The organism is Ureibacillus terrenus, assembly GCF_006569205.1.
GTDB lineage: Bacteria > Bacillota > Bacilli > Bacillales_A > Planococcaceae > Ureibacillus > Ureibacillus terrenus.
In genome coordinates this window covers 1-23342 of the sequence record NZ_VIGD01000024.1, presented here as the reverse complement: position 1 = coordinate 23342, position 23342 = coordinate 1, and the positions used below count along the sequence as shown (strand labels likewise).

The 23342-nt window shown below is 46.2% G+C and carries 18 protein-coding genes; 6 read left to right on the top strand and 12 right to left on the bottom strand.

Features of this window, described 5'->3' with window-relative positions:
• Positions 1 to 347: 347 nt before the first annotated feature.
• From FKZ59_RS13285 to rpoN, 8 genes are all read right to left on the bottom strand, one after another.
• Positions 348 to 1754, bottom strand: a complete 1407-nt coding sequence (locus FKZ59_RS13285; RefSeq protein ID WP_141603241.1) for an aldehyde dehydrogenase family protein — start codon at positions 1752 to 1754, stop codon at positions 348 to 350.
• An 11-nt stretch (positions 1755 to 1765) separates the two neighbouring features.
• Complete coding sequence (ald, locus tag FKZ59_RS13280) at positions 1766 to 2893, bottom strand: alanine dehydrogenase (protein WP_141603240.1); 1128 nt, start codon at positions 2891 to 2893, stop codon at positions 1766 to 1768.
• A gap of 1 nt (position 2894) precedes the next feature.
• A complete protein-coding gene (locus FKZ59_RS13275) occupies positions 2895 to 4229 on the bottom strand; it encodes an aminotransferase family protein (protein WP_141603239.1) in 1335 nt (444 codons plus the stop codon).
• Between the two features lie 358 nt (positions 4230 to 4587).
• Positions 4588 to 6234 (bottom strand): sigma-54 interaction domain-containing protein, encoded by a 1647-nt coding sequence (locus FKZ59_RS13270; RefSeq protein WP_141603238.1) that lies wholly within the window; start codon positions 6232 to 6234, stop codon positions 4588 to 4590.
• Between the two features lie 142 nt (positions 6235 to 6376).
• Positions 6377 to 7822 carry an amino acid permease gene (locus FKZ59_RS13265; RefSeq protein WP_141603237.1) on the bottom strand — a complete coding sequence of 482 codons (1446 nt, stop codon included), beginning with the start codon at positions 7820 to 7822 and terminating at the stop codon, positions 6377 to 6379.
• A 109-nt stretch (positions 7823 to 7931) separates the two neighbouring features.
• On the bottom strand, positions 7932 to 9911 hold the full coding sequence (locus tag FKZ59_RS13260; protein ID WP_141603236.1) for a hydantoinase B/oxoprolinase family protein: 1980 nt from the start codon (positions 9909 to 9911) through the stop codon (positions 7932 to 7934).
• 21 nt (positions 9912 to 9932) lie between these two features.
• Positions 9933 to 11969, bottom strand: coding sequence for a hydantoinase/oxoprolinase family protein (locus FKZ59_RS13255; RefSeq protein ID WP_141603235.1), 2037 nt, complete (start codon positions 11967 to 11969; stop codon positions 9933 to 9935).
• A gap of 449 nt (positions 11970 to 12418) precedes the next feature.
• Positions 12419 to 13744, bottom strand: coding sequence for an RNA polymerase factor sigma-54 (rpoN, locus tag FKZ59_RS13250; protein WP_141603234.1), 1326 nt, complete (start codon positions 13742 to 13744; stop codon positions 12419 to 12421).
• Positions 13745 to 13930: 186 nt separating this feature from the next.
• Between rpoN and FKZ59_RS13245 the strand changes: the two genes are divergently transcribed.
• The 5 genes from FKZ59_RS13245 (at position 13931) to FKZ59_RS13225 (ending at position 19246) form a co-directional block, all read left to right on the top strand.
• Entirely contained in the window at positions 13931 to 15085 is a 1155-nt protein-coding gene (locus tag FKZ59_RS13245) for an acyl-CoA dehydrogenase family protein (RefSeq protein WP_141603233.1), read from the top strand.
• Positions 15082 to 16122 carry an acyl-CoA dehydrogenase family protein gene (locus FKZ59_RS13240; RefSeq protein WP_141603232.1) on the top strand — a complete coding sequence of 347 codons (1041 nt, stop codon included), beginning with the start codon at positions 15082 to 15084 and terminating at the stop codon, positions 16120 to 16122. The genes FKZ59_RS13245 and FKZ59_RS13240 overlap by 4 nt, the downstream gene beginning before the upstream one ends.
• A gap of 106 nt (positions 16123 to 16228) precedes the next feature.
• Positions 16229 to 17035, top strand: a complete 807-nt coding sequence (locus FKZ59_RS13235; protein ID WP_141603231.1) for an enoyl-CoA hydratase/isomerase family protein — start codon at positions 16229 to 16231, stop codon at positions 17033 to 17035.
• A 127-nt stretch (positions 17036 to 17162) separates the two neighbouring features.
• On the top strand, positions 17163 to 18317 hold the full coding sequence (locus tag FKZ59_RS13230) for a CaiB/BaiF CoA transferase family protein (protein ID WP_141603230.1): 1155 nt from the start codon (positions 17163 to 17165) through the stop codon (positions 18315 to 18317).
• A 161-nt stretch (positions 18318 to 18478) separates the two neighbouring features.
• A complete protein-coding gene (locus tag FKZ59_RS13225) occupies positions 18479 to 19246 on the top strand; it encodes an IclR family transcriptional regulator (protein ID WP_141603229.1) in 768 nt (255 codons plus the stop codon).
• Positions 19247 to 19261: 15 nt separating this feature from the next.
• Here the strand turns inward: FKZ59_RS13225 and FKZ59_RS13220 are convergent, their stop codons facing one another.
• From FKZ59_RS13220 to FKZ59_RS13210, 3 genes are all read right to left on the bottom strand, one after another.
• Positions 19262 to 20068, bottom strand: a complete 807-nt coding sequence (locus tag FKZ59_RS13220; RefSeq protein ID WP_141603228.1) for an MBL fold metallo-hydrolase — start codon at positions 20066 to 20068, stop codon at positions 19262 to 19264.
• 155 nt (positions 20069 to 20223) lie between these two features.
• Positions 20224 to 21117 (bottom strand): 3-hydroxyacyl-CoA dehydrogenase, encoded by an 894-nt coding sequence (locus FKZ59_RS13215; protein ID WP_141603227.1) that lies wholly within the window; start codon positions 21115 to 21117, stop codon positions 20224 to 20226.
• 301 nt (positions 21118 to 21418) lie between these two features.
• Positions 21419 to 21652, bottom strand: coding sequence for a hypothetical protein (locus tag FKZ59_RS13210; protein ID WP_220125042.1), 234 nt, complete (start codon positions 21650 to 21652; stop codon positions 21419 to 21421).
• 142 nt (positions 21653 to 21794) lie between these two features.
• On the opposite strand from FKZ59_RS13210, the gene FKZ59_RS13205 reads away from it, so the two are divergent.
• On the top strand, positions 21795 to 22541 hold the full coding sequence (locus FKZ59_RS13205) for a tRNA 2-thiocytidine biosynthesis TtcA family protein (protein WP_141603226.1): 747 nt from the start codon (positions 21795 to 21797) through the stop codon (positions 22539 to 22541).
• Between the two features lie 175 nt (positions 22542 to 22716).
• Here the strand turns inward: FKZ59_RS13205 and tnpC are convergent.
• On the bottom strand, positions 22717 to 23342 hold a 626-nt coding region (tnpC, locus tag FKZ59_RS13200), incomplete at its 5' end, for an IS66 family transposase (RefSeq protein WP_141603225.1).

Below are 23342 nucleotides of genomic sequence, written 5' to 3'. Positions count from 1 at the left end.
AAGATTCCTTCAAATCCTTTGTTTTATCGGCGGCTGTGTTCGTGTTAATTGTGGGCATTATGGGATGGATCCGTCATGAAGTAAGAGAAACTTATTTATCCCCTTATTTTGATGAATTCCCAAGAACGGAGCAATCGCTTGAACTGGAAAAATAATATGAGTTTTATGAAAGGCGGTTTGGCAGGGGCGGAAGCCTGCCAAACCGCCTTTGTTTCATGCCGGCTATGATCCTTTCACGCAATCCCATCCATCATTCGGGCGGGCGCCGCAGGGCAATGTTTGGATTTTCGAAAAGAAGAAGGTGTCCGGAAAATCGGAAACTTTCCGGACGCCCCCGCTTCGGATGATCATGATTTCTTATAACGAATCCCGTTGATCGTTACCGTTTTCAGCACCGTGAAGAATTCCTTGGCGGCCTGTCCCTGCTCGCGGAAGCCCGTGCTTGAATTTTTCATGCCTCCAAATGGCGCTTGCGGCTCTGCCCCGCCCGTTTCATCATTGATTTGCACAAGGCCGACTTCACTGCGTTCAATAAAATCGAACGCTTTCTGGATATTCGCCGTGTAAATCGAAGCGCTTAACCCAAACTCCGAATCGTTCGCGAGCCGGATGGCTTCTTCATAATCCGCCACTTTAAATATGGCCAGTACCGGCCCAAAAACTTCTTCCCTCGCCAAGTCCATTTCATGGGTCACATCCACAAACAGTGTCGGCTCCACATAATAGCCATGGGACAATTCCGCTACAGGCTTCCCTCCAAAAATGCATTTCGCCCCTTGCGCCTTTGCCCGGGCAATATGCTCCATGACGCTTTCGAATTGCTGTCTTGAAGCAAGAGGCCCCATCGTTTCCCCAACTTTGATCTGCTTCGCATATTTGATTAGTTTTTCGACCGCCTCATCATACACAGACGCTTCGATATACACCCGGCTTGTGGCAGTGCAGCGTTGGCCCGTCTGTTTCATGGCCCCTTCAATCGTCAGACGCGCGGCCAGTTCCAGATCCGCATCCGCCAAAATAATCGCCGCATTTTTCCCGCCAAGCTCCAATTGGATTTTCTTATTCAAAGGGCCGGCTTCATTCAAAATTTGCTGTCCAACCGCATTGGAACCCGTAAAAGAGATGGCTTTCACTATCGGGGATTTGATCAGCACCGTCCCCAGCTTCGAGCCGCGCCCCTGCACAATATTCAGCACATGTTCCGGCAAGCCAGCTTTCAAAAATAAATCCGCGATATACTGGCCCGTCAATGCGACTTCGATTGACGGCTTCCAAACAACCGTATTGCCGTAGACAAGCGCCGGAGCGATTTTCCAAAGCGGAATCGCAATCGGAAAATTCCATGGGGTAATAATTGCCACGACGCCTAACGGTACGCGCTTCGTAAAGAGCATTTTCTCTTCGGAAACCGACGGCAGCACTTCCCCGGCGGCCCGCATCCCTTCCTGAGCAAAATAACGCAAAATGGAGGCGCCCCGCTTCACCTCGCCGATCATCTCGGGAACCGTTTTGCCCATTTCTTTCGAGGCAAGCTCTGCCAACGGCTCCATATGTTCGATCAATAAATCCGCCATTTTATGCAAAATTTCTCCCCTGGCCACGGAAGACATTCTGCTCCACTCGCCAAAAGCCTTCCCGCTCGCCTCAATTTTTGCCTCCGTTTCTTCGACCGTATGCAACTCGATTTTTCCAATACATTCAGAAGTATTTGCAGGATTATACTGTTCACGAATCTCCCTTGTTTCCGTCGCCATGCTTCCGCCTCCTAACCTATTGTTACTCCCAATGCTTCTTCAAGCGGGGTATACGGCAGGTTGTGCGCTTCCGCAACCGCCTTGTACGTTACCTTGCCGGAGATGACATTCAATCCTTTGGCAAGCGCCGGATTATCGAATATCGCCTGCTCATAGCCTTTATTGGCGATCTGCAATGCATATGGCACCGTCACATTGGACAAAGCCATCGTCGATGTGCGCGCCACGGCCCCCGGTATGTTGGCCACTGCATAATGGATTACGCCATGCTTCACATATACCGGATTGCTATGGGTCGTGATGCGGTCAATCGTTTCAATGGCGCCCCCCTGGTCGACTGCCACATCGATGATCACGCTGCCCTCTTTCATCTGCTTCACCATATTTTCCGACACAATCCGCGGTGTCCTCGCTCCCGGAATCAGCACCGCACCGATTAATAAATCCGCCCTTTTCACCTGCTCTTCAAGGTTGAACCGATTGGAGATGCACGTCTTCGCTTTGCCGTCAAACAAATCATTGAGCTGACGCAACCGGTTAACATTCGTATCCAAAATCGTTACATCCGCTCCCAAGCCCAATGCCATTTTGGCCGCGTTGGTGCCTACCACGCCTCCGCCGATAATGACCACATTGGCCGGCGCCACTCCGGGAACGCCGCCCAAAAGCAGTCCTTTGCCGCCCGCATGATTTTCCAGGAAGTGTGCGCCGATCTGCACCGACATTCTTCCGGCCACTTCGCTCATAGGGGTCAGAACCGGCAGCGATCCGTCATCCAACTGAATCGTTTCATAGGCGATGGCCACTACGCCCTTTTCCATTAAAGCCTTCGTCAATTCAGGCTCGGCCGCCAAATGCAAAAATGTAAATAAAATTTGTCCTTTTCGGAAATAACCATATTCCGAAGGCAGAGGCTCTTTCACTTTCATGACCATTTCCGCTTCCCAGGCTTCGCGGGCGGAAGGGACTATTTTGGCCCCTACCGCGATATAATCTTCGTCGCTGAAGCCGCTTCCCGCTCCTGCCCCCGTTTCAACAAGCACCGTATGGCCGCTGTGCACCAGGTCATATGCCCCCGCAGGCGTAAGACTCACGCGGTTTTCGTTATCTTTAATCTCTTTCGGAACTCCGATGATCATCTTACTTCACCCCATTTCCGATGATTTCTTTTTGCAAATAGGCAAAGGTTTCGTCAACGATGCGCAGCATTTCGTTCAATTCATTTTTCGTGATAATCAACGGCGGAGAAAAGACAATCGTATCCTGGCCGTATGTCACCGTGCGCAAGATCAGGCCGCGCTTCGTCATTTCCTGTACGGCGATCGGGCTTAACAGCGGATCGAACAGTTCGCCCGTTTCGCGGTTTTTTACGAGCCCGATAGCTCCCAGCAATCCGAATGTGCGCACGTCGCCAATGAAGTCGTACTTTTGCTGCAGCGCCTGAAAGCCTTTGAGCATTTCTTCGCCCATGATTTTGGCGTTTTGTACAAGGCCTTCCCGCTCAATGATTTCAAGATTTTTCAATCCCACCGCGCAGGCAGTCGGATGGCCGCTGTACGTATATCCGTGCATAAGGATGCCCTTGGATAACTCGCAGAAATCCTTGTGGATCTTTTCGGAGATGATCACGCCGCCCAGCTGCGCATAGCCGCTGGATACCCCTTTGGCAAAGGTCATCATATCCGGCACTACGCCGAAATGCTCGATGCCGAAGTTTTTCCCTGTCCGTCCAAATCCGGTGATGACTTCGTCCGCGATAAATAAAACGCCATACTCATCGCAAATTTCACGCACTTTTTGGAAATAATCCGGCTTCGGCAAATTCACGCCTCCTGCCCCCTGAACCGGTTCGGAAATAAAGGCCGCCACCTTTTCCGGACCAAGTTCTTCAATTAATCGTCTCAATTCTTCCGGAGAATCTTTATCGACATAATGGAAGTCCGGTGCGGGCGAGTTGGTGAATTTGCGGAAACCTTCAATCCCCGTCGCGTTCGTCGATCCGTAAGCGAGGCCATGGTAAGACAACGAGCGGGAAATGATTTTTTGGCGGTTTGGCTGGCCTTTTAGAATCCAGTAATGGCGTGCAAGTTTAATGGCTGTGTCGTTCGACTCGGAACCGCCGGAAGTGAAAAATACCGTATTCAGGTCTCCCGGAGTCAGCTCCGCGATTTTCGCCGCCAGTTTGATTGCCGGCTCATTGCTGAACGTGGCAAAACATGAACTGAATGCGAGCTTCTCCATCTGCTCTTTCGCCACTTCCGCGATTTCCGTCCGTCCATGGCCGACATTTACATTCCAGAGGGATGACATGCCGTCAATATACGTATTGCCCTCCAAATCTTTCAAATAAATCCCTTTTCCTTCGCAAAAGATCGCTGCGGGTCCGTATTTTTGCTGCTCCTCGATGGAGGATGTAGGGTGCAGGAAATGCTTCTGGTCCAATGTTTTTAATTGCTCCACCAATTGAATTGTCATGCTATCAACCTCTTTCTATTGGAATATTTCAATTGACAAATCCCTTCAACAGACGTCTCTACTAATGAATGAGCAAATCCCGTGCCAAACGACGGAAAAATAAAAAATTTTTTATTGAAATTGAAAATAAAGTGAAAAACAGACCCGCGCATTATCCGTCCTGACCGAAAAAAATGCATAAAAACAGGCAATCCGGAAGACTTCTTATTTTCCGGACTGCCCATTTGTCCTCTTGACATTGTTGAAGAATGGGTTTGCAAAGTTTAAAACATTGAAGATTCCTTTACACCATTTATGCATTAATAAACAAACTGTTGCAATTTTGCATCACTTAAGGCAATAAAGCATCTTTCATCCGTTAATTGTATGTCACATGCTTCGTCAGTCGATACCGCTGAATTTTCCTTACCAATGTAGACTGGTTGCATCCCAATGCTTCGGCCGCTTTCCTGATGCTTTCATGTTCGGACAACGCTTGTCTGATGATTTCCTTTTCAAAAGCCGCCACCTGCTCTTTGAGCGTGCCGGTGTATTTGGAGAAATCAATGCTTTTGGCGGTTTCGGCCAGTCTTTTTGCCTGCCGTTTCGGCTTGCTTCCCAACGCCGAAGCTTCCCTCAATTCTTCGCGGACCATGCTTGCGCTGATTTTCGGCTGATTGGCCAACAATGAAACTCGTTCAATAATATTTCGCAACTGGCGGACATTTCCCGGCCAATCATATTCTTCCAGCACTTTCAAAGCTTCTTTGTCAAACGTCCGATGAATTTGGTATTTCTGTTCAATCTGCGACAAAAAATGAAAAGCGAGCGGAACAATATCTTCCCGCCGTTCCCTCAACGGCGGAATTTCGATCGGGATGATATTCAGCCGGTAATATAAATCTTCGCGGAAAGTCCCCTGCTCGACCATCTCGGCCAAATTCCGGTTGGTTGCCGCAATGATCCGCACATCAATCGGGATGGGCTTCGTGCTTCCGATCCGCTGAACTTCCGACTCCTGCAAAACCCGTAATAGCTTTGCCTGCAATTGCAACGGCATTTCCCCGATTTCATCCAGGAAGACAGTGCCGCCGGACGCGGTTTCAAATAATCCGGCCTTGCCGCCTTTGTTCGCTCCTGTAAAGGCGCCCGCTTCATAGCCAAAAAGCTCCGATTCCAGCAAGGCCTCCGGAATGGCGCTGCAGTTGATGGTCACCATCCGCTTTTCGCTTCTTCGGCTATTTAGATGGATCAGCTTTGCCGCTTCCTCTTTTCCGACACCCGATTCCCCTTCGATCAAGACCGTCGAATCCACTTCAGCGACACGCAAAATCCGTTTCAATACTTTTTGCATGACCGGGGATGTGGCGATCAGGTTTGTTTTCTTCCGTTCAAGCGCATTCAATTCTTCAATTTTTTGTTTAAACTTTTCATTTTGGATTTCGAGCTTCTTTACTTCTTCCTCCAAACTTTTCAGCCTCGACATATCCCGGGTTATAATGAGCACATATTGCAATTCTCCCGTTTCATCAAAAATCGGCTTCCCGGTCACCAAAAAGCATTTATTGTTCAAAAAAGTCTGAAAAATGGTGACATCCTCTTTTGACTCCAACACTTTCAATGTCAGCGAATCGCTCATAACCCCTTCCGCGATTAAATCCCTGGCATATCGATTGACACAATTGATGCCAACAAATTCGATATCCACATCATTTTGAAAGATGATCTTCCCATGTTTGTCGCTGATGGTAATGCCGTCCGAAATGGAGTTTAATAATTTGATGGATAAAGGATTCAAAATATCCAAATCATTGTACTGTTGAACAGGTCGGAGGCAAAACAAGATGCCGTCCGGAGAATGGACCACATGCACATAAAAATCTTCGGCCTGAAAAAATTCATTGCCATTTTCATACTGCGCATAAATTTTTTCAATTTTTTCCTTTGGAAGATTGCTGGAAAACTTTATTTGATTCTCTTGTACATAAAAAAAATGTTCCGTTTGATGAATATGTTGGACAACCATTGCCGCTCTCCCTCCCCCGACTATTTCCTTTTATTTTATATGCTATTTCCCCATCTGCAAATACAAGAAAAAGAATCTGCATCTTTTAAATGCAAGCCCTGGAATAAGGCTGGCATTAAAAGAAGCAGACCCTTTCCTCCCGTCAATTTGATTCGGATACGGTTTCCGTCACCAATGCTTCCATTTCTTTCTCCGCTTTCGCCCCTGATGCAGCCGGGCTCAATTTTCTCATGACAAAGAACAGCCCGATTGAGCAAATGAACACGGCAGTGCTCAAGTAGAATTGCGACTGCAGGCTTTCAATGAACAATTGCGAGATATAGACCGCCACAAGCAGGAAGATGGTCGCGTATGTCAAATAAGGGAAAAGCCACATCCGGATCGGCAATTTTGTATCTGTTTTCTTCACAAATTCTTTGCGGAAGCGGATTTGCGATATGGCAATGAAAATATAGACGATGATCATCAGTCCGCCCACGCAGTTCCCCAAGAAGTAGAAAATGACATCCGGCGAAATGAAATACAGCATTGCACAAATGTACGCCACGACGGTGCTGCCGATGATGGCCGGGACAGGGGCGCCCCGTTTATTTTTGATCCTCGAGAAAAACTTCGGCGCATCCCCCTGCTGCGACATGGACAGGAGCATCCGCGAACTCGTATATAATGCCGAATTCAAGACGGAAACCAATGAAACGAAAATCACAAGTTGCATCAATTCCGCCGCGATCGGCAAACCCGCCATCCGCAAAATGTTTGCGTAAGGGGCGGCCAGATTCTCGGCGTCATTCCAAGGCAAAATCATGACCATCAAAGCAACCGATCCGACAAAGAACAGCGATAAACGGAATACGACATTCCGTATTGCCCGGACAATATTTTTGGCCGGATTTTCCGATTCCGCCGCCGCAATGGCTGCCACTTCCGCTCCGCAAATGGAGAAAATCACGAAAACGATGGCCGTCAAAATCGGGATATAACCTTGCGGCGCAAAGCCGCCATGATTAACTAAAATCCCCAATCCTTCCGGCTCGAATGTCGGCCAAACGCCAATCGCCATCAGCGCCCCGACAATCAGGAAGACCACGATGGCAGTGACTTTAAAGAAAGAAATCCAATACTCGAATTCGCCAAAAGTTTTGACCGAATACACATTGATAATCGTCATGAGCAGCGTGATGCCGACCGAACCCGCCCAAACCGGGACGGACGGAAACCAGGCATTGATCATTCCGCCAATCAAAGCCGCTTCCAGACCGACAATGAATACCCAGCTTGCCCAATAAAGCCATCCTACCGTGAAGCCTGCCCAATCCCCGATATACTTGGAAGCATAGGAAGCAAAGGAGCCCATTTCCGAGTCACCGCTGTTTTTCATCCCAAGCGCCAATTCGCCGGAAGCCATTTCTCCGACCATTTGCATGATTAATACGATAATTGTGCAGGCAATCAGATAGGAAAAAACAACCGCCGGACCCGTATTTAAAATATTTTTTCCTGTACCGACAAACAACCCTGTTCCGATGACACCGCCAATGGAAATCATGGTAATGTGGCGCGTCTTTAAAGATTTTTGCAGCTTCCCCATTGAATTCCCCCTTACAAGAAAATATTAAAGTATTTTTCATTGTCAATTTTCGATATTTTCAGACATATAAGTTGGGAAATATGTCAATTTTCCCTCCGGCGACTTCAAATCAATCCCAATAAGCCAATGTACGTTTCATCATCGCTTCCCGATATTGCTCAGTGGATTTGACCAGCACCTGATTTGTTGTGTAGTCCATGATGACGCCATACCGCCGGATGACATCCAGCTGGTCAATTTCTCCGTTTTTATACATTTTCTCTACTTCATATGGACTTACGCGAAGCCAATCTTTCCGATGTTTCCGGATATACTCTCTTTCCTTTTCGGTAGCTTCATAGTCGATTTCATACAGATCGACATCCCTGTCAATTTCCCGGATGACGACCCCATAGTCCTTTCTTGCCCTTTCAATTGAAACGTAGCCGTCAATGACATCTTCCAACACGGTTTCCACATCCCTTTCCAGCGGATCGCCCAAACCGCCCCCGCCGGCGGATGGTCTTGTAAACGAATCGCCTTTTTTCATCGGGATATTCGAAAAAATGGTACCCAGGAATTGTTCCTTATCCGTGCCCGGATGCAAAACGGCTCCCTGAGGAATGGATGGCAGCCCGCCTTTGATCCCCCAAGTGATGGAACGGGAACGGTCGCAGCAATAAGACATGACCCCTCCGAATACTTCCGTTAAAACGCCGCCTTTTTCGACTCCGCATCCTCCCCGGTATTTGCCCGGTCCTCCGGAATCGGTGATAATTTCATGCTTTGTCGTAATGACCGGAGACAATCTTTCCTGCCCTTCGCAAGGCTGTACGCTGAGCCCGACGCCAAAAACCGGGGATGTTGCATTGGCGCCGTCCCGGTCGATGCGGCCTCCATGGCCACCCGCCATCCAGTCATACCACATGAAATAATTGTTCGATGCATCGCGGCGATCATAGCCGCCAATCAACAAATATTCCAGATTGAATGAACAAGCGATGGCTCGTTCCGGCATGATTTCGGACCAAATCTCAAAACACGCGTTCATGATTTTTTCAAATGCGCCGGAACAGAATCCCGTAACAGCCACCGGTTCTGGTGCATTGACCACCGAATTTTCGGGCAAAGTCGCTTTCACGACGCGGTAAAAGCCGGAGTTCAGCGGCACTTCCGGGAAAAATGTTTTGGTGCCCGCATACAAGCCCGACAACGCCGCTCCATAGCCTGCATTTAAAAAGCAGCTGATGTATGGATGGGAACCGCTTAAATCATAATGAATCTCATTGTCTTTTATTTCCATTTTCACCCGGATTGGAATCAGCCCGTCCCCCAATTCCGGATCCATGTCGATATAGTCGACTGTTTCCCAAGTACCTTCCGGCAATGACTCAATCTTTTTTCTCGTTAATCGTTCGACGTAATCCTGTACTTCCTTGAATGCTGTAAGAACCGTATCAATTCCGTATTTATCAATTAACTCCAGCAATTGTCTTTGTCCAACTTTGGCCGCTTCGACCTGTGAACGCAAATCGCCCAACCGTTCCTTCGGGACGCGCATGTTCGAGATTAATAGATTGACGACATCCGATAAATATTCGCCCCTGCTGTAAATTCGGACAGGTGGAATGCGGATGCCTTCCCCAAAATGATCCCGCGACTTTACATCAAAAGAGCCCGGGTTGGAACCGCCGACATCTGCCCAATGTCCGTTTGTTTGCATGAAGGCAATCAGTTTTCCGCCATAAAACACGGGAAGAACAACCCTTGTATCACAGAAATGGGTGCCGCCCCGATACGGATCGTTTACTAAAAATACATCTCCCGGATGGATGTCCCCTTTGAAATCCTCCAGAACCGCCTTAGCCGTCAGATGCAACGTCCCTACATGAACGGAAATGTCATGTGTCCCTTGCATCACGGTATTTCCTTCAGCATCGCAAAGGGCGCAGCTGAAATCGCGGTTATAAATGACGAATGAATAGCATGTCCTCAACATCTGTTCCGCCATTTGGTCGACCAAATTCACAAAACCGTTCTTCAACACTTCGAATGTAACCGGATCTAAAGACGTTTCCTGTTTGGAAACCACTTTTTGCAGAGAGCCCATCACCATTCCACCTTTCCGAAATTATGATTGATTTACAGAAATAATGATGTTTTTATACTGATCCACCTTCGCGGAAAACTTCGGCGGAATCACTGTCGTCGTATCCAATTGTTCAATGATTGCTGGACCCGTGATTTCCGTCTCCACCGGAATTTTGTCACGGTCATAAATTTTTGTCGTAACAAACTCGCCATCAAAATAGACTTTTCTTGTCCCTTTTAAAGCATCTTCAACGGTTCCTTCCGGTTCATATTTCGGAAACTCCGGTTTTGGCACCGTCCCAATGGCTGTGACACGGAGGCCATAAATTTCAACCTTTTGTTCCCGGTCTGAATAGGCAAACTCCCGTTCATGTTCTTTATGGAACAATTCCAAAATCTCTTCGATGGATGAACTGCTTTGGCTTACCGGGACGGACAAAGAACGCCATTGGCCTTGATATCTTAAATCAATGAAATTCATCAAAGTGAATTGCTCTTCAGGAATTCCTTCTTCCAGAAGCAGCTCCCTGGCCTCCGCCTGCATGCTTTCAAATTCTTCGTATAATTCTTCCAACGTGACTTCTTCAGCCTGTCTCAAATAAGTTTTGGAAATATCATGACGGACATCGACAAGCAGGCACCCCATCGCTGCCGCCACACCCGGATAAGGAGGAATGATCACGGTCGGGATGTTCAATTCTTTCGCCAAATATGCGCCATGCAATGGTCCCGCGCCGCCGAAGGCAACCAGCGCAAAGTCTCTTGGGTCATATCCCCGGCGTACGGATATGAGCCTTACCGCGTCGCTCATATTTGCATTGGCCACTTCAATGATGGCGTTTGCCGCCTCTTCTATGGAATAGCCGAAATGGTCGGCTATCTTTTGCACAGCTTGTTCCGCTTTCGCCACATCCAATTCCATCGTTCCGCCCAGCAATTTTTCGCTTAGACGGCCTAGCACCAAATTGGCATCGGAGTTTGTCGGTTCGGTTCCTCCACGGCCGTAGCATGCCGGTCCGGGCGAAGCTCCCGCGCTTTGCGGGCCATTTCGCAAAGAACCTCCCTCGTCGATCCATGCCAAACTTCCTCCGCCTGCCCCAATGGTCAAAATTTCAATGCTTGGGAACCCGATCGGATAGCCATATTCAATCGCCCATTCTTTCGTGATCCGGATATCGCCGTCATACATTAATGAAATATCCGTGCTTGTCCCGCCCATATCCAAACCGATGGCATTGCGATACCCGCACAATTTCGCGATATGTTTGCTGGCAATGGCGCCCGCTGCAATGCCGGAACTTGCAAGTCTGGCGGCATAACGCGGGACTGTACTGGACGTCATCACCCCTCCGCCGGAATGTAGAACCAGAATATCATCTTTGTAGCCGCGCTTCTGCATTTCTTCTTCCAACCTGTGAATATAGGTAGTCATAATCGGTCCCAACACCGCATTGATGATGGTCGTGCTCATCCGTTCATGTTCGAAGATTTCCGGCAGCACTTCGCTGGAAATACACACATACACCCCGGGCAATTCTTCCTGGAGGATTTCCTTCACTCTTCTTTCATTTTCGCCATTCACATACGCATTGATGAAGCAGACAGCAACCGATTCCGTTCCGCGTTTCTTCAGTTTTCTCGCGAGTTCACGGACCTCGTTTTCATCGACAGGCACCAAAATATTCCCCCGATAATCTGTCCGCTCCGTCACTTCGAATCGGTCACGGCGGCGAATATACGGTCTTGCCTTGTCTTTGTATGTGTCCCATATATCCTCTTTCGTCCCCCGCCCGATTTCAATGACATCCCGGAATCCTTTTGTGGTAATGAGGGCTGTTTTCGGCAGTTTCCTTTCAATGAGGGCGTTTGTTCCGACCGTTGTGCCATGTGAAAAGACTTTAATTTCTTCTCCGCTGATCTTCGCCTTGGCAATTCCTTCTAAAATTCCTTTCTCGGGATTGGATGGGGTGGAAGAGGTTTTCGTTACAAAAATTTCTCCCGTTTCCTCATCAAATACAAATATATCGGTGAAAGTGCCCCCCACGTCAATCGCTAAACGTTTTTTCGCTGCTATCATGCCATCCCCTTCTTTCTATCAAAATTTCAATCCATTACCCGAAAGCTGTTCCATCAAACATCATGATTGCCTTTTGACATCTTCATTTCTGCAAAGCAGCTGTGCCAATATTACAAGCAAACCCAATGCCAACTTTTCCTTTCGTTTCCCTATCGCTTTTTCAAGAAAATATCGATTATGGAAAATGGTTATTTGAAAAAAGCAAAAATAATAAAAGGCCCTTATGAAAGGGCATTCTGGTATCAACATCAAAACTATTTTCAATATTCCTCCATCTATATATTTTTTTATATTTCGAAAAATGAGTTTGAACGTTAAATTATTTTGTAAAATTAATAAATTTTAAATAGAAATATTCCTTTTAGCGGCGGGGAATATTTAAAATCATCATTTTTATACGCAAAAATTCATCATCTGTTGCATTTTTTCATCACCCATTCCCTGATGAATCAATTTTGCAAAGCCCGATTGAATGAACTTGCAATATTCATTTCAATCCGGTATTTGGCGACAGTCCTTCTGGATATTTGAATCCCTTCCCTCTTCAGTTGGTTTGCCAATTGGGTATCCGTTAAAGGCTTTCTCTTATTCTCCTGGTCGATCAATTCCTTGATCCTCTTTTTAATCAACACAATGGAATCCATTTTTCCGGATGCACTTTCAATCCCCTTTGTAAATAAAGATTGAAAACTGTATATGCCATGGGGTGTCTGCAAATATTTCCCCCTGATTGTCCGGCTGATCGTGGAAATATGCAGATTCAGATGATCTGCCACATCTTTTAGCCGCATCGGTTTCAATCCTGCCATTCCATATTCAAAAAAATCCGGTTGAATATCCAAGAGGAGCCTTACAAATTCATAGATGGTTTTATTGCGCTTCTCGATTCCCAACAAAAGGGCTTTTGCATCTTTTAAATATTTTTTCAGAAATTTTTTATTGTCCGTTTGTCGCTTTAACAATTCCACGTATTCTTCGTTGATTTGAATGGAAGGCAAATTTTTCTGGATCAGTTGAATGATCCATTCTCCATTTACCCGTGATACTTCAATATCCGGAACAATATAATGAACAGCGGCATCTTTATGGCCTGCCGGAAGGGGATTCAAAGATTTTATGAAATCAACAGCCTGTTGAATCTCACGGATTGTTTGATTATATTTTTTTGCCAGCTGCTTGATCTTATTTTCAGCAACCATGGATAAATCATTTTTTATGATCTCTTTGACGAAAGGAGGTGCATCTGGACAGCGATGGGTTTGAATCAATAAATACTCAATGTAATTTCTTGCGCCGACCCCGACCGGTTCCAAAGTCTGAAGCAATTGAATAAGCTTCTCCACATGTGCGGCGGTCGTCCGGAATTTTTCTGCTACTTCATGCGCTTCCACATCCAAAAACAGGCGGTCATCCAGTGAACGGATCAAAAATTTCAAGATTTTCAAATCAAAATCCCTAAGGGAAACGGTCAACGGAATTTGTTCAATAAAAAATTGTTCAAAATCAGGCTGTGCCGCGGCGCTGCGTTCTATATAATCCCACCGTTCTTCATTCGAAAAGGATGAAGGCATCCGATCTTTTACATAAGGGATTTCCAATAATTTCGCATCCCTTCCATTTCCGCAATCAATCGTCAGCAAAGGATTCTCATCCGCTTTTTCATAAAGGTATTGCTCCAGTTCCATACTGGACATTTGCAAGATTTTCAAACTTTGTATTTGTTCCACACGAAGCGTCTGCAACAAACGATTTTCCAATTTTGACTGCAGTTCCATCATGCTCCCCCCTATAATTTACTCCCCATAATTTTCCCCCTGCAATCTACTTATCTGCGCAAAAGAGAAAAAAGATGATTTTAATAGAATTTTACAACATTTTTATTGACATGTATAAAAAACTATGATTAGATTTGTAATACGATAACCATTACCGCAATACGATAAAATAAAGGGGATGATGAAATGTTTCAATTGCCGACGGTGCAATTTACCGAGGAACAGGAAGCCTTTCGTTTGGAAGTGCGCAACTTTCTGCAAGAGCATATCAAAAAGGGAACTTTCACTCCAAAATGCGATTCATGGTTAAGCGGCGTCGATCCTTCATTCTCGAAGCTGATCGGCGAAAAAGGCTGGATCGGAATGACATGGCCGAAAAAATATGGCGGGCAGGAACGGAGCACCATTGACCGTTATATTTTGACCGAAGAATTTTTGGCAAGCGGAGCGCCCGTTGCAGCCCACTGGTTTGCGGATCGACAAACGGGACCGCTGCTTCTCCGCTACGGTACGGAAGAACAAAAACAGTTTTTCCTGCCGAAAATCGCCAAGGGTGAATGCTACTTTGCCATCGGCTTAAGCGAGCCGAACAGCGGCTCCGATTTGGCTTCCGTCCGTACACGGGCCGAAAAGGTCGAGGGCGGCTGGATTGTGAATGGTCAGAAAATTTGGACAAGTAACGCCCATATATGTCATTATATGATCGCTCTTGTACGGACCAGTCCATTTGACGGAAAATACAAGCATGCAGGATTGAGCCAATTGATTATCGACTTGCGTGCGGAAGGGGTAACCATTGTTCCAATCAAGTTTTTGACCGGAGAACATCATTTCAACGAAGTCTTTTTCGATAACGTGTTTGTGCCGGACAATATGGTGGTCGGCGAAATCGGAAACGGCTGGGAACAGGGACTGGCGGAACTTGCCTTTGAACGGAGCGGTCCCGAACGGATTCTAAGCACGTACCTGTTAGTCGACGAGCTTGTGCAAGAGCTGAAGCGCCAAGGCAACAAAGAGGGGCTGAAGCAGGCCGCGAAGCTTCTTTCCCGCCTGTGGGGCTTGCGCAATTTATCCATTGGCGTTGCAAAATTGCTCGAATCGGGAGATGCGAAAAACGTGGCCATCCCCGCTTCGCTGGTGAAAGCCATTGGCACGAAGTTTGAACAAAGCGTTCCTGAAGTGGCGCGGCTTCTGGTTGAAACGTATCCAAAACTGGATGCGGAGCGCAAATTCGACCGCTACATGGCCCAGTCCATCCTGCATTCTCCTGGTTTTACAATCCGCGGCGGTACAACGGAAATTCTCTACGGTATGGTGGCGAAAGGGGTTGTGGCAAAATGAGCGAAATGAAAGAAATGATTTTGGACGTTGCCGAACGCATGTTGGAAGACCATGTGACAAAAGATGTGGTGGATGTCCTTGAAAAAGGGGAATGGGCAAAAGATGTCTGGAAATTGTTCGAGGACAACGGCATGATTTCCGTTGCAGTGCCGGAAGAGAAAGGCGGTGCCGGCGGAGACCTGGAGGACCTGTTAAACCTTGTCCGTTTGACAGGAAAATACGCCGCTCCGATTCCATTTGCCGAAACAACATTTGCCAATTTCCTGCTGGAAACCGGCAATCTCGAAACGGTTGATCAGGTTGCAACATACTCTTTGCAAGAAGGCTTGTCTTTGCAGAACGGCCAAATTTCCGGTACGTTGGACAATGTTCCTTGGGCAAGACACGCGAAACACTTGGTTGCCCTTGTACAGAAACAAATCGCGCTCATCGATTTGGCGGATGCAACGATTCAGCCGGGCAGCAACATGGCAGGCGAGCCGCGCGATACGGTGATTTTGAACAATGCAAAAGTACAGTCTTCGTCCCTTTTGACCGATGAACAAATTTTCCATTTGAAATCCATCGAAACGGCATTCAAAATCGCCTTAATGACAGGCGCCATCGAAAAAATCAATCAATTATCGGTCCAATACTCCAAAGAACGCGAACAATTCGGCCGCCCAATCCACCGATTCCAGCTGGTGCAATACCAAATCGCTCAACTGGCCGGGGAAACGGCCATCGCGCTTGCGGCGTTCAATAACGTCTGTGCCGCTGTTCAATCCGATAAAGTATTGCATGAAATCGCCTTTGCCCGCATCCGCTTTGAAGATGCCATCACTACGGTGACTGCCGTTTCCCATCAATTGCATGCGGCGATCGGTACGACCCATGAACATGCGTTGCATCAGTACACACGGCGCCTATGGTCCTGGCGTGACGAAGGAACAAGCGCCGATTATTGGAGTGGACATATCGCCGACTATTTGCTCAATCATGACGATGACCTTTGGGCATATCTCACCAAAACAACAGGGGCAGCGGTGAAAAACTGATGGTTAAAGGGAATGCATCTGAAAACACGGCCTTCATTTTCTGTCCTGCTTGCGGCTCACCAAAATCAATAGAAGATCAATAAATTTATAAAAGGAGAGAGGTTTCATGGCAGATTTGCTGTTTGAAGTGGAAAATCATATTGCGACGATTACATTGAACCGTCCGGAAGCCTACAACGCGTTCAGCGAAGAAATGATTTTAAACTGGATTCAGGCGCTGGAAACAGTACGGGATGATGATTCCATCCGGGTAGTGATTGTCAAAGGAAACGGCAAAGCTTTTTGCGCGGGCGGCGACATTAAAGCCATGCATGCGGGAGAAGGGTTCTTCAAAAGCAAAGAAGACATTTCTTCCACAGGGTTGGCACGCAAAAATTCCCTATGGAAAAAAATTCAACTGATTCCTCTTCTTCTGGAAGAGATCGATAAGCCGGTGATTGCGCAAATTCACGGCTTTGCGATGGGCGCCGGCCTGGATATGGCCTTAATGTGCGATATCCGCATTGCCGCCGCGTCCGCCAAATTGTCGGAAAGCTATATCAAAGTGGCCATTGTGCCTGGAGACGGAGGCGCCTATTACTTGCCTAAGCTTGTCGGCATTGACAAGGCTCTGGACATGTTATGGACGGCCCGGATGCTGACGGCGGAAGAAGCAAAAGAAATCGGACTTGTCACGTTTGTGGTGGATGACGACAAACTTGAGGAATTTACCCGCAACTATGCGGAAAAGCTGGCAAACGGCCCGCAAACGGCCATCCGTTTTATTAAACGGGCAGTATATCAAAGCCAAAAAATGGATTTACGTTCTGCTCTTGACTACATCTCTTCCCAAATGGCGATTGTGACGGAACTTGACGACTTTAAAGAAGGCGTGGATGCCGTTATTCATAAACGCAAGCCTGTTTATAAGTAAAGTCGCGCCGATGCAGTGCAAGGATGAAAAAATTGATGAATCCATATTCGTGCGCACATTACGAATCTTTTTTGGAGAATTCCTTTTCAACCATTCTCCAAACTACTTTCAGAGAGGAGAATTCCACATGCAACAGCCTCTGCAAAATATAAAAGTGCTGGATTTGTCCCGGGTTTATGCCGCACCGGCAGGCTCGATGATTTTGGGGGATTTGGGCGCGGAAGTCATCCGCATCGAACATCCGGATGGCCTGGACAGCATGCGCGACTGGGGGCCATTCATCAACGGTCAAAGCACCTACTATCTATGCGCCAACCGCAATAAGCGCTCCATTACGCTGGATTTGAAAACGGAAGAAGGGAAAAAGCGGCTGAAAACTCTCATCAAAGATGCTGATGTATTGATCGAAAACTTTAAGACGGGCGATATGAAGCGGATGGGGCTCCATTATGAAGAATTGAAAAAAATTAATCCCCGCCTCATCCATTGCGCGGTGACCGGTTTCGGACAGACAGGCCCCCTCGCCCATGAGCCCGGCTTTGATCCGGTCATACAGGCGATGAGCGGTCTGATGGACGTGACCGGCCAGCCGGATGGCGAGCCGACAAAAGTCGGTGTGCCGATAGCGGATATATTGACTTCCCTTTATGTGGTCATTGGGGTTTTGTCCGCATTGCGCATGAGGGACATCACAGGGGAAGGGCAATTTATCGACCTTTCGCTTCTGGATGTGCAAGTCAGCAGTTTGGCCAATGTGGCAAGCGCCTATATCAACACAGGATTCATTTCGAAACGTTTAGGGAATCTTCACAACAATGTCGCGCCTTACCAGGTGTTCCAATGCGCGGACGGGCCGCTGATGATTTGCGCGGGCACCAACGAACAATTCCGCAAATTATGCAAATTATTGGGGCGCGAAGAATGGCTGGAAGATGAACGTTTCCTTACCAACGCGCTGCGCAAAGAACATGAAGCCGATCTGAGCAGGATGATCCAAGAAATTACGATCACCAAAACGCGGGACGAATGGATTGCCCTTCTTCGGGAATACAAAATTCCTTGCGGCAAAGTGCATACCATCGCCGAAGCGCTTGAACAGCCTCAAGTGAAAGCCCGCAACCTGATCGGGGAACTCGAACACCCCCAATACGGAAAAATCAAATTCATCAAAAATCCGTTGCAGTTTTCCGGCTTAAATATCCAGTACAAACTTGCACCTCCATTGCTTGGCGAACATTCCGGCGAGTATCTGGAACAGCCTTTGAACACGAATCAGCCATGAATGCTGAATTCATATGAAACCTTCAAAAAAATCCTATATAATATTGAAATAGCGAATCCAATCGAATCATGCGATTTCCCTTTGAGACGGTTTGACGGAACGGACGAAAAACGGACAGCAAGCAAGAAAAAAATTCATTGCATGAAGTAGGTGTAAGTTCATTGAATAAGGAAGCACATGAAAAAAACTATACAATAGCCTCTTTGCATAAAGCGATCCGTGTATTAAAAGCTTTTTCAAATGATGAGCCGAGACTTTCTTTGACTGAACTCAGCAAAAAAACGGGGATCACGATTTCCAGCTTGCAGCGCATCGTTTCCACTTTTGTGGCGGAAGGATTTTTGCACAAAGACAAGCATACAAAGCGCTATCAATTGGGGCATTCTTTATTGTATTTGGGCAATTTGGTAAAGCAAGAGTCGAGCTTAATACTTGTGGCCGAACCGATTTTGAAGCGGCTGAACGAGGAAACGAAGGAAAGCATTTCCTTAAATATCATCGATGGTACTGAACGGAGATGCATATTGAACTTTGATTCTTCCTATCCCCTTTCCACAAAAATGCTTGTAGGGGATACATCCCCCCTTTATGCGGGGGCTTCATCCAAAACGTTGCTCGCTTTTATGCCCAACTATATGGAATATGTCGAACATGTTCAATTAGAGAAAATTACCGAAAAAACCGTAAAAACGAAAGAGCAGCTGCTGAAACAGCTGGAGCAAATCCGCAGGCAGCGGTATTGCATCAGCTGCGGCGAAAGAGTCCGCGGCGCCTGCTCCATTTCCGTCCCGATCTTAAATGCGGCACGGGAATCCATTGCATCGATCAGTATTGTCATCCCGGAAATCCGGTACACCGATTACGACGAAAAAGAACTTATTCAAAAAATGCAGCAAGCCGCAAAAGAAATCGAAGACCAATTATATTAAAAAGCGCCTGGCAGTTCACGGTTGCCGGGCGCTTTTTATAAACTTCACATTCGCTTCGTGGCACTTTATCAAGCTTCTTTTATAAGGATATGGCTCAACCAAATGCTCATGTCCGGCATTGGACTCGACGGCCCGGATCAAGTTTTGGATATATCGGAGGCCGTCGTTTTTTCTTTTTAGGATTTCATTTTTGCCGAACGCCGCATGCCCATGCCCCGGTATCATGACGTGAATTTCATGGTTATCCAAAATCATGTCCGTTTTTTCCAAAGTTTCGATGTAATCTTCCACACTTGAATAAATAAACGGAAATTCGATATCGGATAAATAATCCCCCGCAATCCATATGCCAAGGGGCTCCACAATGGCAAAAATGCCATCATCGGTATGGCCCTTCGCTTCATAAAAAGTGAGCACGGTTTGGCCCATTCTCAGCTGCTGGCCGTCTTTCTCCACGGCAACATCCACTTCCGGATAAATCAACGGGTATTTCCGGTCGAGATAATACTCATCATCAAAGGCCTTCCCTTGTTCAAGAATCTCATCCGGATTTTTCGCCGTAAAGGCTTCGCTTGCAATCACGGTCGCTTCCGGAAATGCCCCCGCCCCCACAATATGGTCCCAATCGGAATGGGTGAAGAGGAGATAAATCGGCCGGTTTCCCTTCACGCTTTGCACATATTGTTGAATTTCCCCGATTTCCATAGGAAGAAAGGCCGGATCGGCGACTATGACGCAATCGTCCGTTTGAATGACCGTGGATACGGTTTGATAGATTTGGCTTTCGAAGATGGTGAGATGTTTGTCTTTGTACCGGATCACATGTTTCACTCCATACATATATGGTCTTAATAAAAAAAATACTGGTGAAATTGCCGAAATACAAGCCCCTCTTTTCCCGGCATTTAAAAAGGGAACTGAGGATTCTATCCTGAGTTCCCTTCTCTCATAAATATATTTAACTGTTTGCAGCACTCTTATTTTAAGAAATCCGGATCAAGGTATTTCGGATTAGGGTAGTCATAGAAGCCTTTGCCGTTTTGCACGCCCAGGCGGCCTTTATCCAGGAATTCTTTTTTCAGATACTCGGCAATTTTCTCCGCTTCCTTGTCCCCGGCTTTCGCTCTTGCAAGGCATAAATTGTAAGGGGTGTTGATGCCGACCACATCCAGAATGGCGAAAGGCCCTTTTGGAGCGCCTGTCGCAATAATCCATGTTTTATCCACCGTATACGGGTCAGCAACGCCGTTGACCACCAATTTTTGCGCGGCATCCAAGAATGGAACGAGCAATGAATTAAGGATATATCCCGGCTGTTCTTTATATAATGGCAGCGGCACCATGCCAATCGCTTTCGCAAATTCAATCACTTCTTCAAACACTTGTTGGTCCGTACCGTCATGTTTCATGATTTCTGCCGTATTGTGTTTCCAGATTTCATTGGCAAAATGCAAATTCAAAAATTTCTCAGGTCTTCCGGAAATTCCGGCAAATTGGCTTGGCAGCATCGTAGAGGAGTTCGAAGCAAAAATCGTCTTTTCATCCGCCACTTCCGCCAATTTTTTATAAAAATCCGCTTTGATTTCGTACACTTCCGGCACCGCTTCGATGACAAGGTCTGCATCTTTCACCGCTTTTTCCAGATCTGTATAAAAAGTCAAATTATTATAAGCTTTCTCTACCTCTTCTTCCGAAGCTCCCAACTCTCTTTTGTACGCTTCTTGCCAAGAACGGATTTTTTCTTTCCCTTTTTCCAAAGATTCCTCATTAATATCATAAACATTCACCGGGAAACCCGAAAACGCTGTCTGAAACGCGATTTGGCTTCCCAATACACCGCATCCTGCTACAGTCACACGTCGAATATTCATGGCTATGCCCTCCGTTTCTCTTATCAACTCTACAATTATTTTACAACTATAATTTCGGATATTATATAGTTTGTTAATTTTTTCACAAATTATATATAAATAATTCAATAATTTTTCTTACTTCTGCGGAATGTTTCACTGTTCCAAATTTCAAACCGGGCCAACAATGATTTCTATAACAAAATAATGAATTGTTGAAACAGCGATTGAGTATTATTAATCAAAAAATAAAAGAGGCCTTGCTTAAAGTAGAAGCCTCATCATAATTTTCTATATCTCCTTCGTAAACCGGCATCGCGGATTATTGCTGCATCCATAAAAGGAGCCGTATTTTCCGAAGAATCAAATTTCCTCCGCATGTTGGGCATTGATGCTGATTGACCGCTTTATTATAGTTTTTCTTTTGTGCACGGAGATTTTCCCGGACGGCTTTGACATGCTGTTTCTTTACCTGTTTCTTTTCATATTTATCCTCAATGACCAATTTGCTTAATTTTCGATTGATTTCCCCCAATTCTTCGGGAGGTATGACCACTTCATCCCATTCTTTAATAGATTTCAGCAGTTGAGGAGGCTGAATGACTTTGCAGACTTAAAAGGTTTTTGGTATCCTTTATTTTTTCCGGCACATATTTTATAATTCTAGCGGACTCTAACTGCCAGAAGGGGTAAATGTGATGGTATTGAAAGTTTCCAACTCAGAAAATAAACGTCTTTACAAACCATTCCGAAAAACGATTATGGAATACAACATGCTTGAGGAAGGAGACCGGGTGGCGGTCGGCTTATCAGGGGGAAAAGACAGCTCTACATTGCTTTATCTGTTGACATTGCTGAAACAGCAGGCCCCATTTCATTTTGACATCGTCCCGATTACATTGACGCTCGGCTTCGATGGGATGGACCTTTCCCCGCTCCAAAACTACGTGGAAAGCCTTGGGCATGAGCTTCATATCAAAGAAACGAAGATCAGCCAAATCGTTTTTGATATACGCCAGGAAAAGAATCCTTGCTCTTTGTGTGCCAACCTGCGCAGAGGGATTTTATACGATTACGCCAAATCCCTCGGCTGCAATAAAGTCGCATACGGCCACCATCTGGATGACGGCATTGAAACGTTCTTTATGAATCTTCTGTTTGGCGGAAAATTGGGCGTGTTCCGTCCTGTATCTTACATGAGCCGCCTGGATATTACATTGATCCGTCCGATGATTGCCATAGAAGAAAAATTTATCATCCAATTTGTCAACTCAAGAGAAATTCCGATTATCCATAATCCTTGCCCTGCGGATAAAAACACTAAACGGGAAGAAATGAAAGTACTCGTCAAAGCATTAAGCGAAAAATACCCAAATGTGCGCCAAAACTTTTTGCATGCAGTAAAAAATGTGCGGGAAGAGGATTTTTGGAAAGTGGACAAATAAACTGTGGGCAGGAACCCACAGTTTTTATTCGTCTTTTCGCTCTCGAATTGAGGGTTGTTACGTAAGCCCGAATTCAAATGACGCATTGAAAAACTTAAAACAGGGATTAAAAAAGCGTACCTATTAGTACGCATGACAAATAGCCCTACAATCTTGAATTTTTTCAGATTGAGGGCTATTTTGCTATTGCACATGATTCACGTATATTTTTAGACCAAGGCAAGTAGCGATCGATTATTTCTGGTTGCTGATGGATTGGGAGGTTTGGGAGTTCTGTCAATACTTTGACCAAGTATTGATAGAAATCAATTCCATTAGCTTTTGTCGTTTCAGCTAAACTCAAACAAACGGCATTGGCATCAGCTCCCAATTCACTCACAGAGAAAAGCCAGTTCTTCCGACCAATCACACTCGGACGAATCGCATTTTCTGCTGGGTTATTGTCAATCGCAATTCGACCGTCATATAGAAATGCTTTTAGACCTTCGGCATGTTTCAAGGTATAGTTTGCCGCTTCCGCAAGGGCACTTTTGCCGTAAAAAGGAGATTCATCTACCCATTGTAAGAATTCTTCCACAATCGGTTTGGAATATTTTTTTCGTGCTTTTCGACGTTTGCTTGGTGAAAGTTTCTTAAACTTTCGTTCCAATTCGTAGAGTCGATTACAATATTCTACACCTTTTTCGGCGTTTTTACTGTTGGCTTTTAGCCATTTTCTACGCACATGTGCCCAACAATTGGCGAATGTGACGTTAGGTAAACCAGCGTATGCAGAATATCCGTCACAAATGATGGTTCCCT

Coding starts and splice junctions, on each gene's coding strand:
- FKZ59_RS13285 (WP_141603241.1), bottom strand. CDS start 1,754: ATGGCGACGGAAACAAGGGAGATTCGTGAACAGTATAATCCTGCAAAT.
- ald (WP_141603240.1), bottom strand. CDS start 2,893: ATGATCATCGGAGTTCCGAAAGAGATTAAAGATAACGAAAACCGCGTG.
- FKZ59_RS13275 (WP_141603239.1), bottom strand. CDS start 4,229: ATGACAATTCAATTGGTGGAGCAATTAAAAACATTGGACCAGAAGCAT.
- FKZ59_RS13270 (WP_141603238.1), bottom strand. CDS start 6,234: ATGGTTGTCCAACATATTCATCAAACGGAACATTTTTTTTATGTACAA.
- FKZ59_RS13265 (WP_141603237.1), bottom strand. CDS start 7,822: ATGGGGAAGCTGCAAAAATCTTTAAAGACGCGCCACATTACCATGATT.
- FKZ59_RS13260 (WP_141603236.1), bottom strand. CDS start 9,911: ATGGGCTCTCTGCAAAAAGTGGTTTCCAAACAGGAAACGTCTTTAGAT.
- FKZ59_RS13255 (WP_141603235.1), bottom strand. CDS start 11,969: ATGATAGCAGCGAAAAAACGTTTAGCGATTGACGTGGGGGGCACTTTC.
- rpoN (WP_141603234.1), bottom strand. CDS start 13,744: ATGGAACTGCAGTCAAAATTGGAAAATCGTTTGTTGCAGACGCTTCGT.
- FKZ59_RS13245 (WP_141603233.1), top strand. CDS start 13,931: ATGTTTCAATTGCCGACGGTGCAATTTACCGAGGAACAGGAAGCCTTT.
- FKZ59_RS13240 (WP_141603232.1), top strand. CDS start 15,082: ATGAGCGAAATGAAAGAAATGATTTTGGACGTTGCCGAACGCATGTTG.
- FKZ59_RS13235 (WP_141603231.1), top strand. CDS start 16,229: ATGGCAGATTTGCTGTTTGAAGTGGAAAATCATATTGCGACGATTACA.
- FKZ59_RS13230 (WP_141603230.1), top strand. CDS start 17,163: ATGCAACAGCCTCTGCAAAATATAAAAGTGCTGGATTTGTCCCGGGTT.
- FKZ59_RS13215 (WP_141603227.1), bottom strand. CDS start 21,117: ATGAATATTCGACGTGTGACTGTAGCAGGATGCGGTGTATTGGGAAGC.
- FKZ59_RS13205 (WP_141603226.1), top strand. CDS start 21,795: ATGGTATTGAAAGTTTCCAACTCAGAAAATAAACGTCTTTACAAACCA.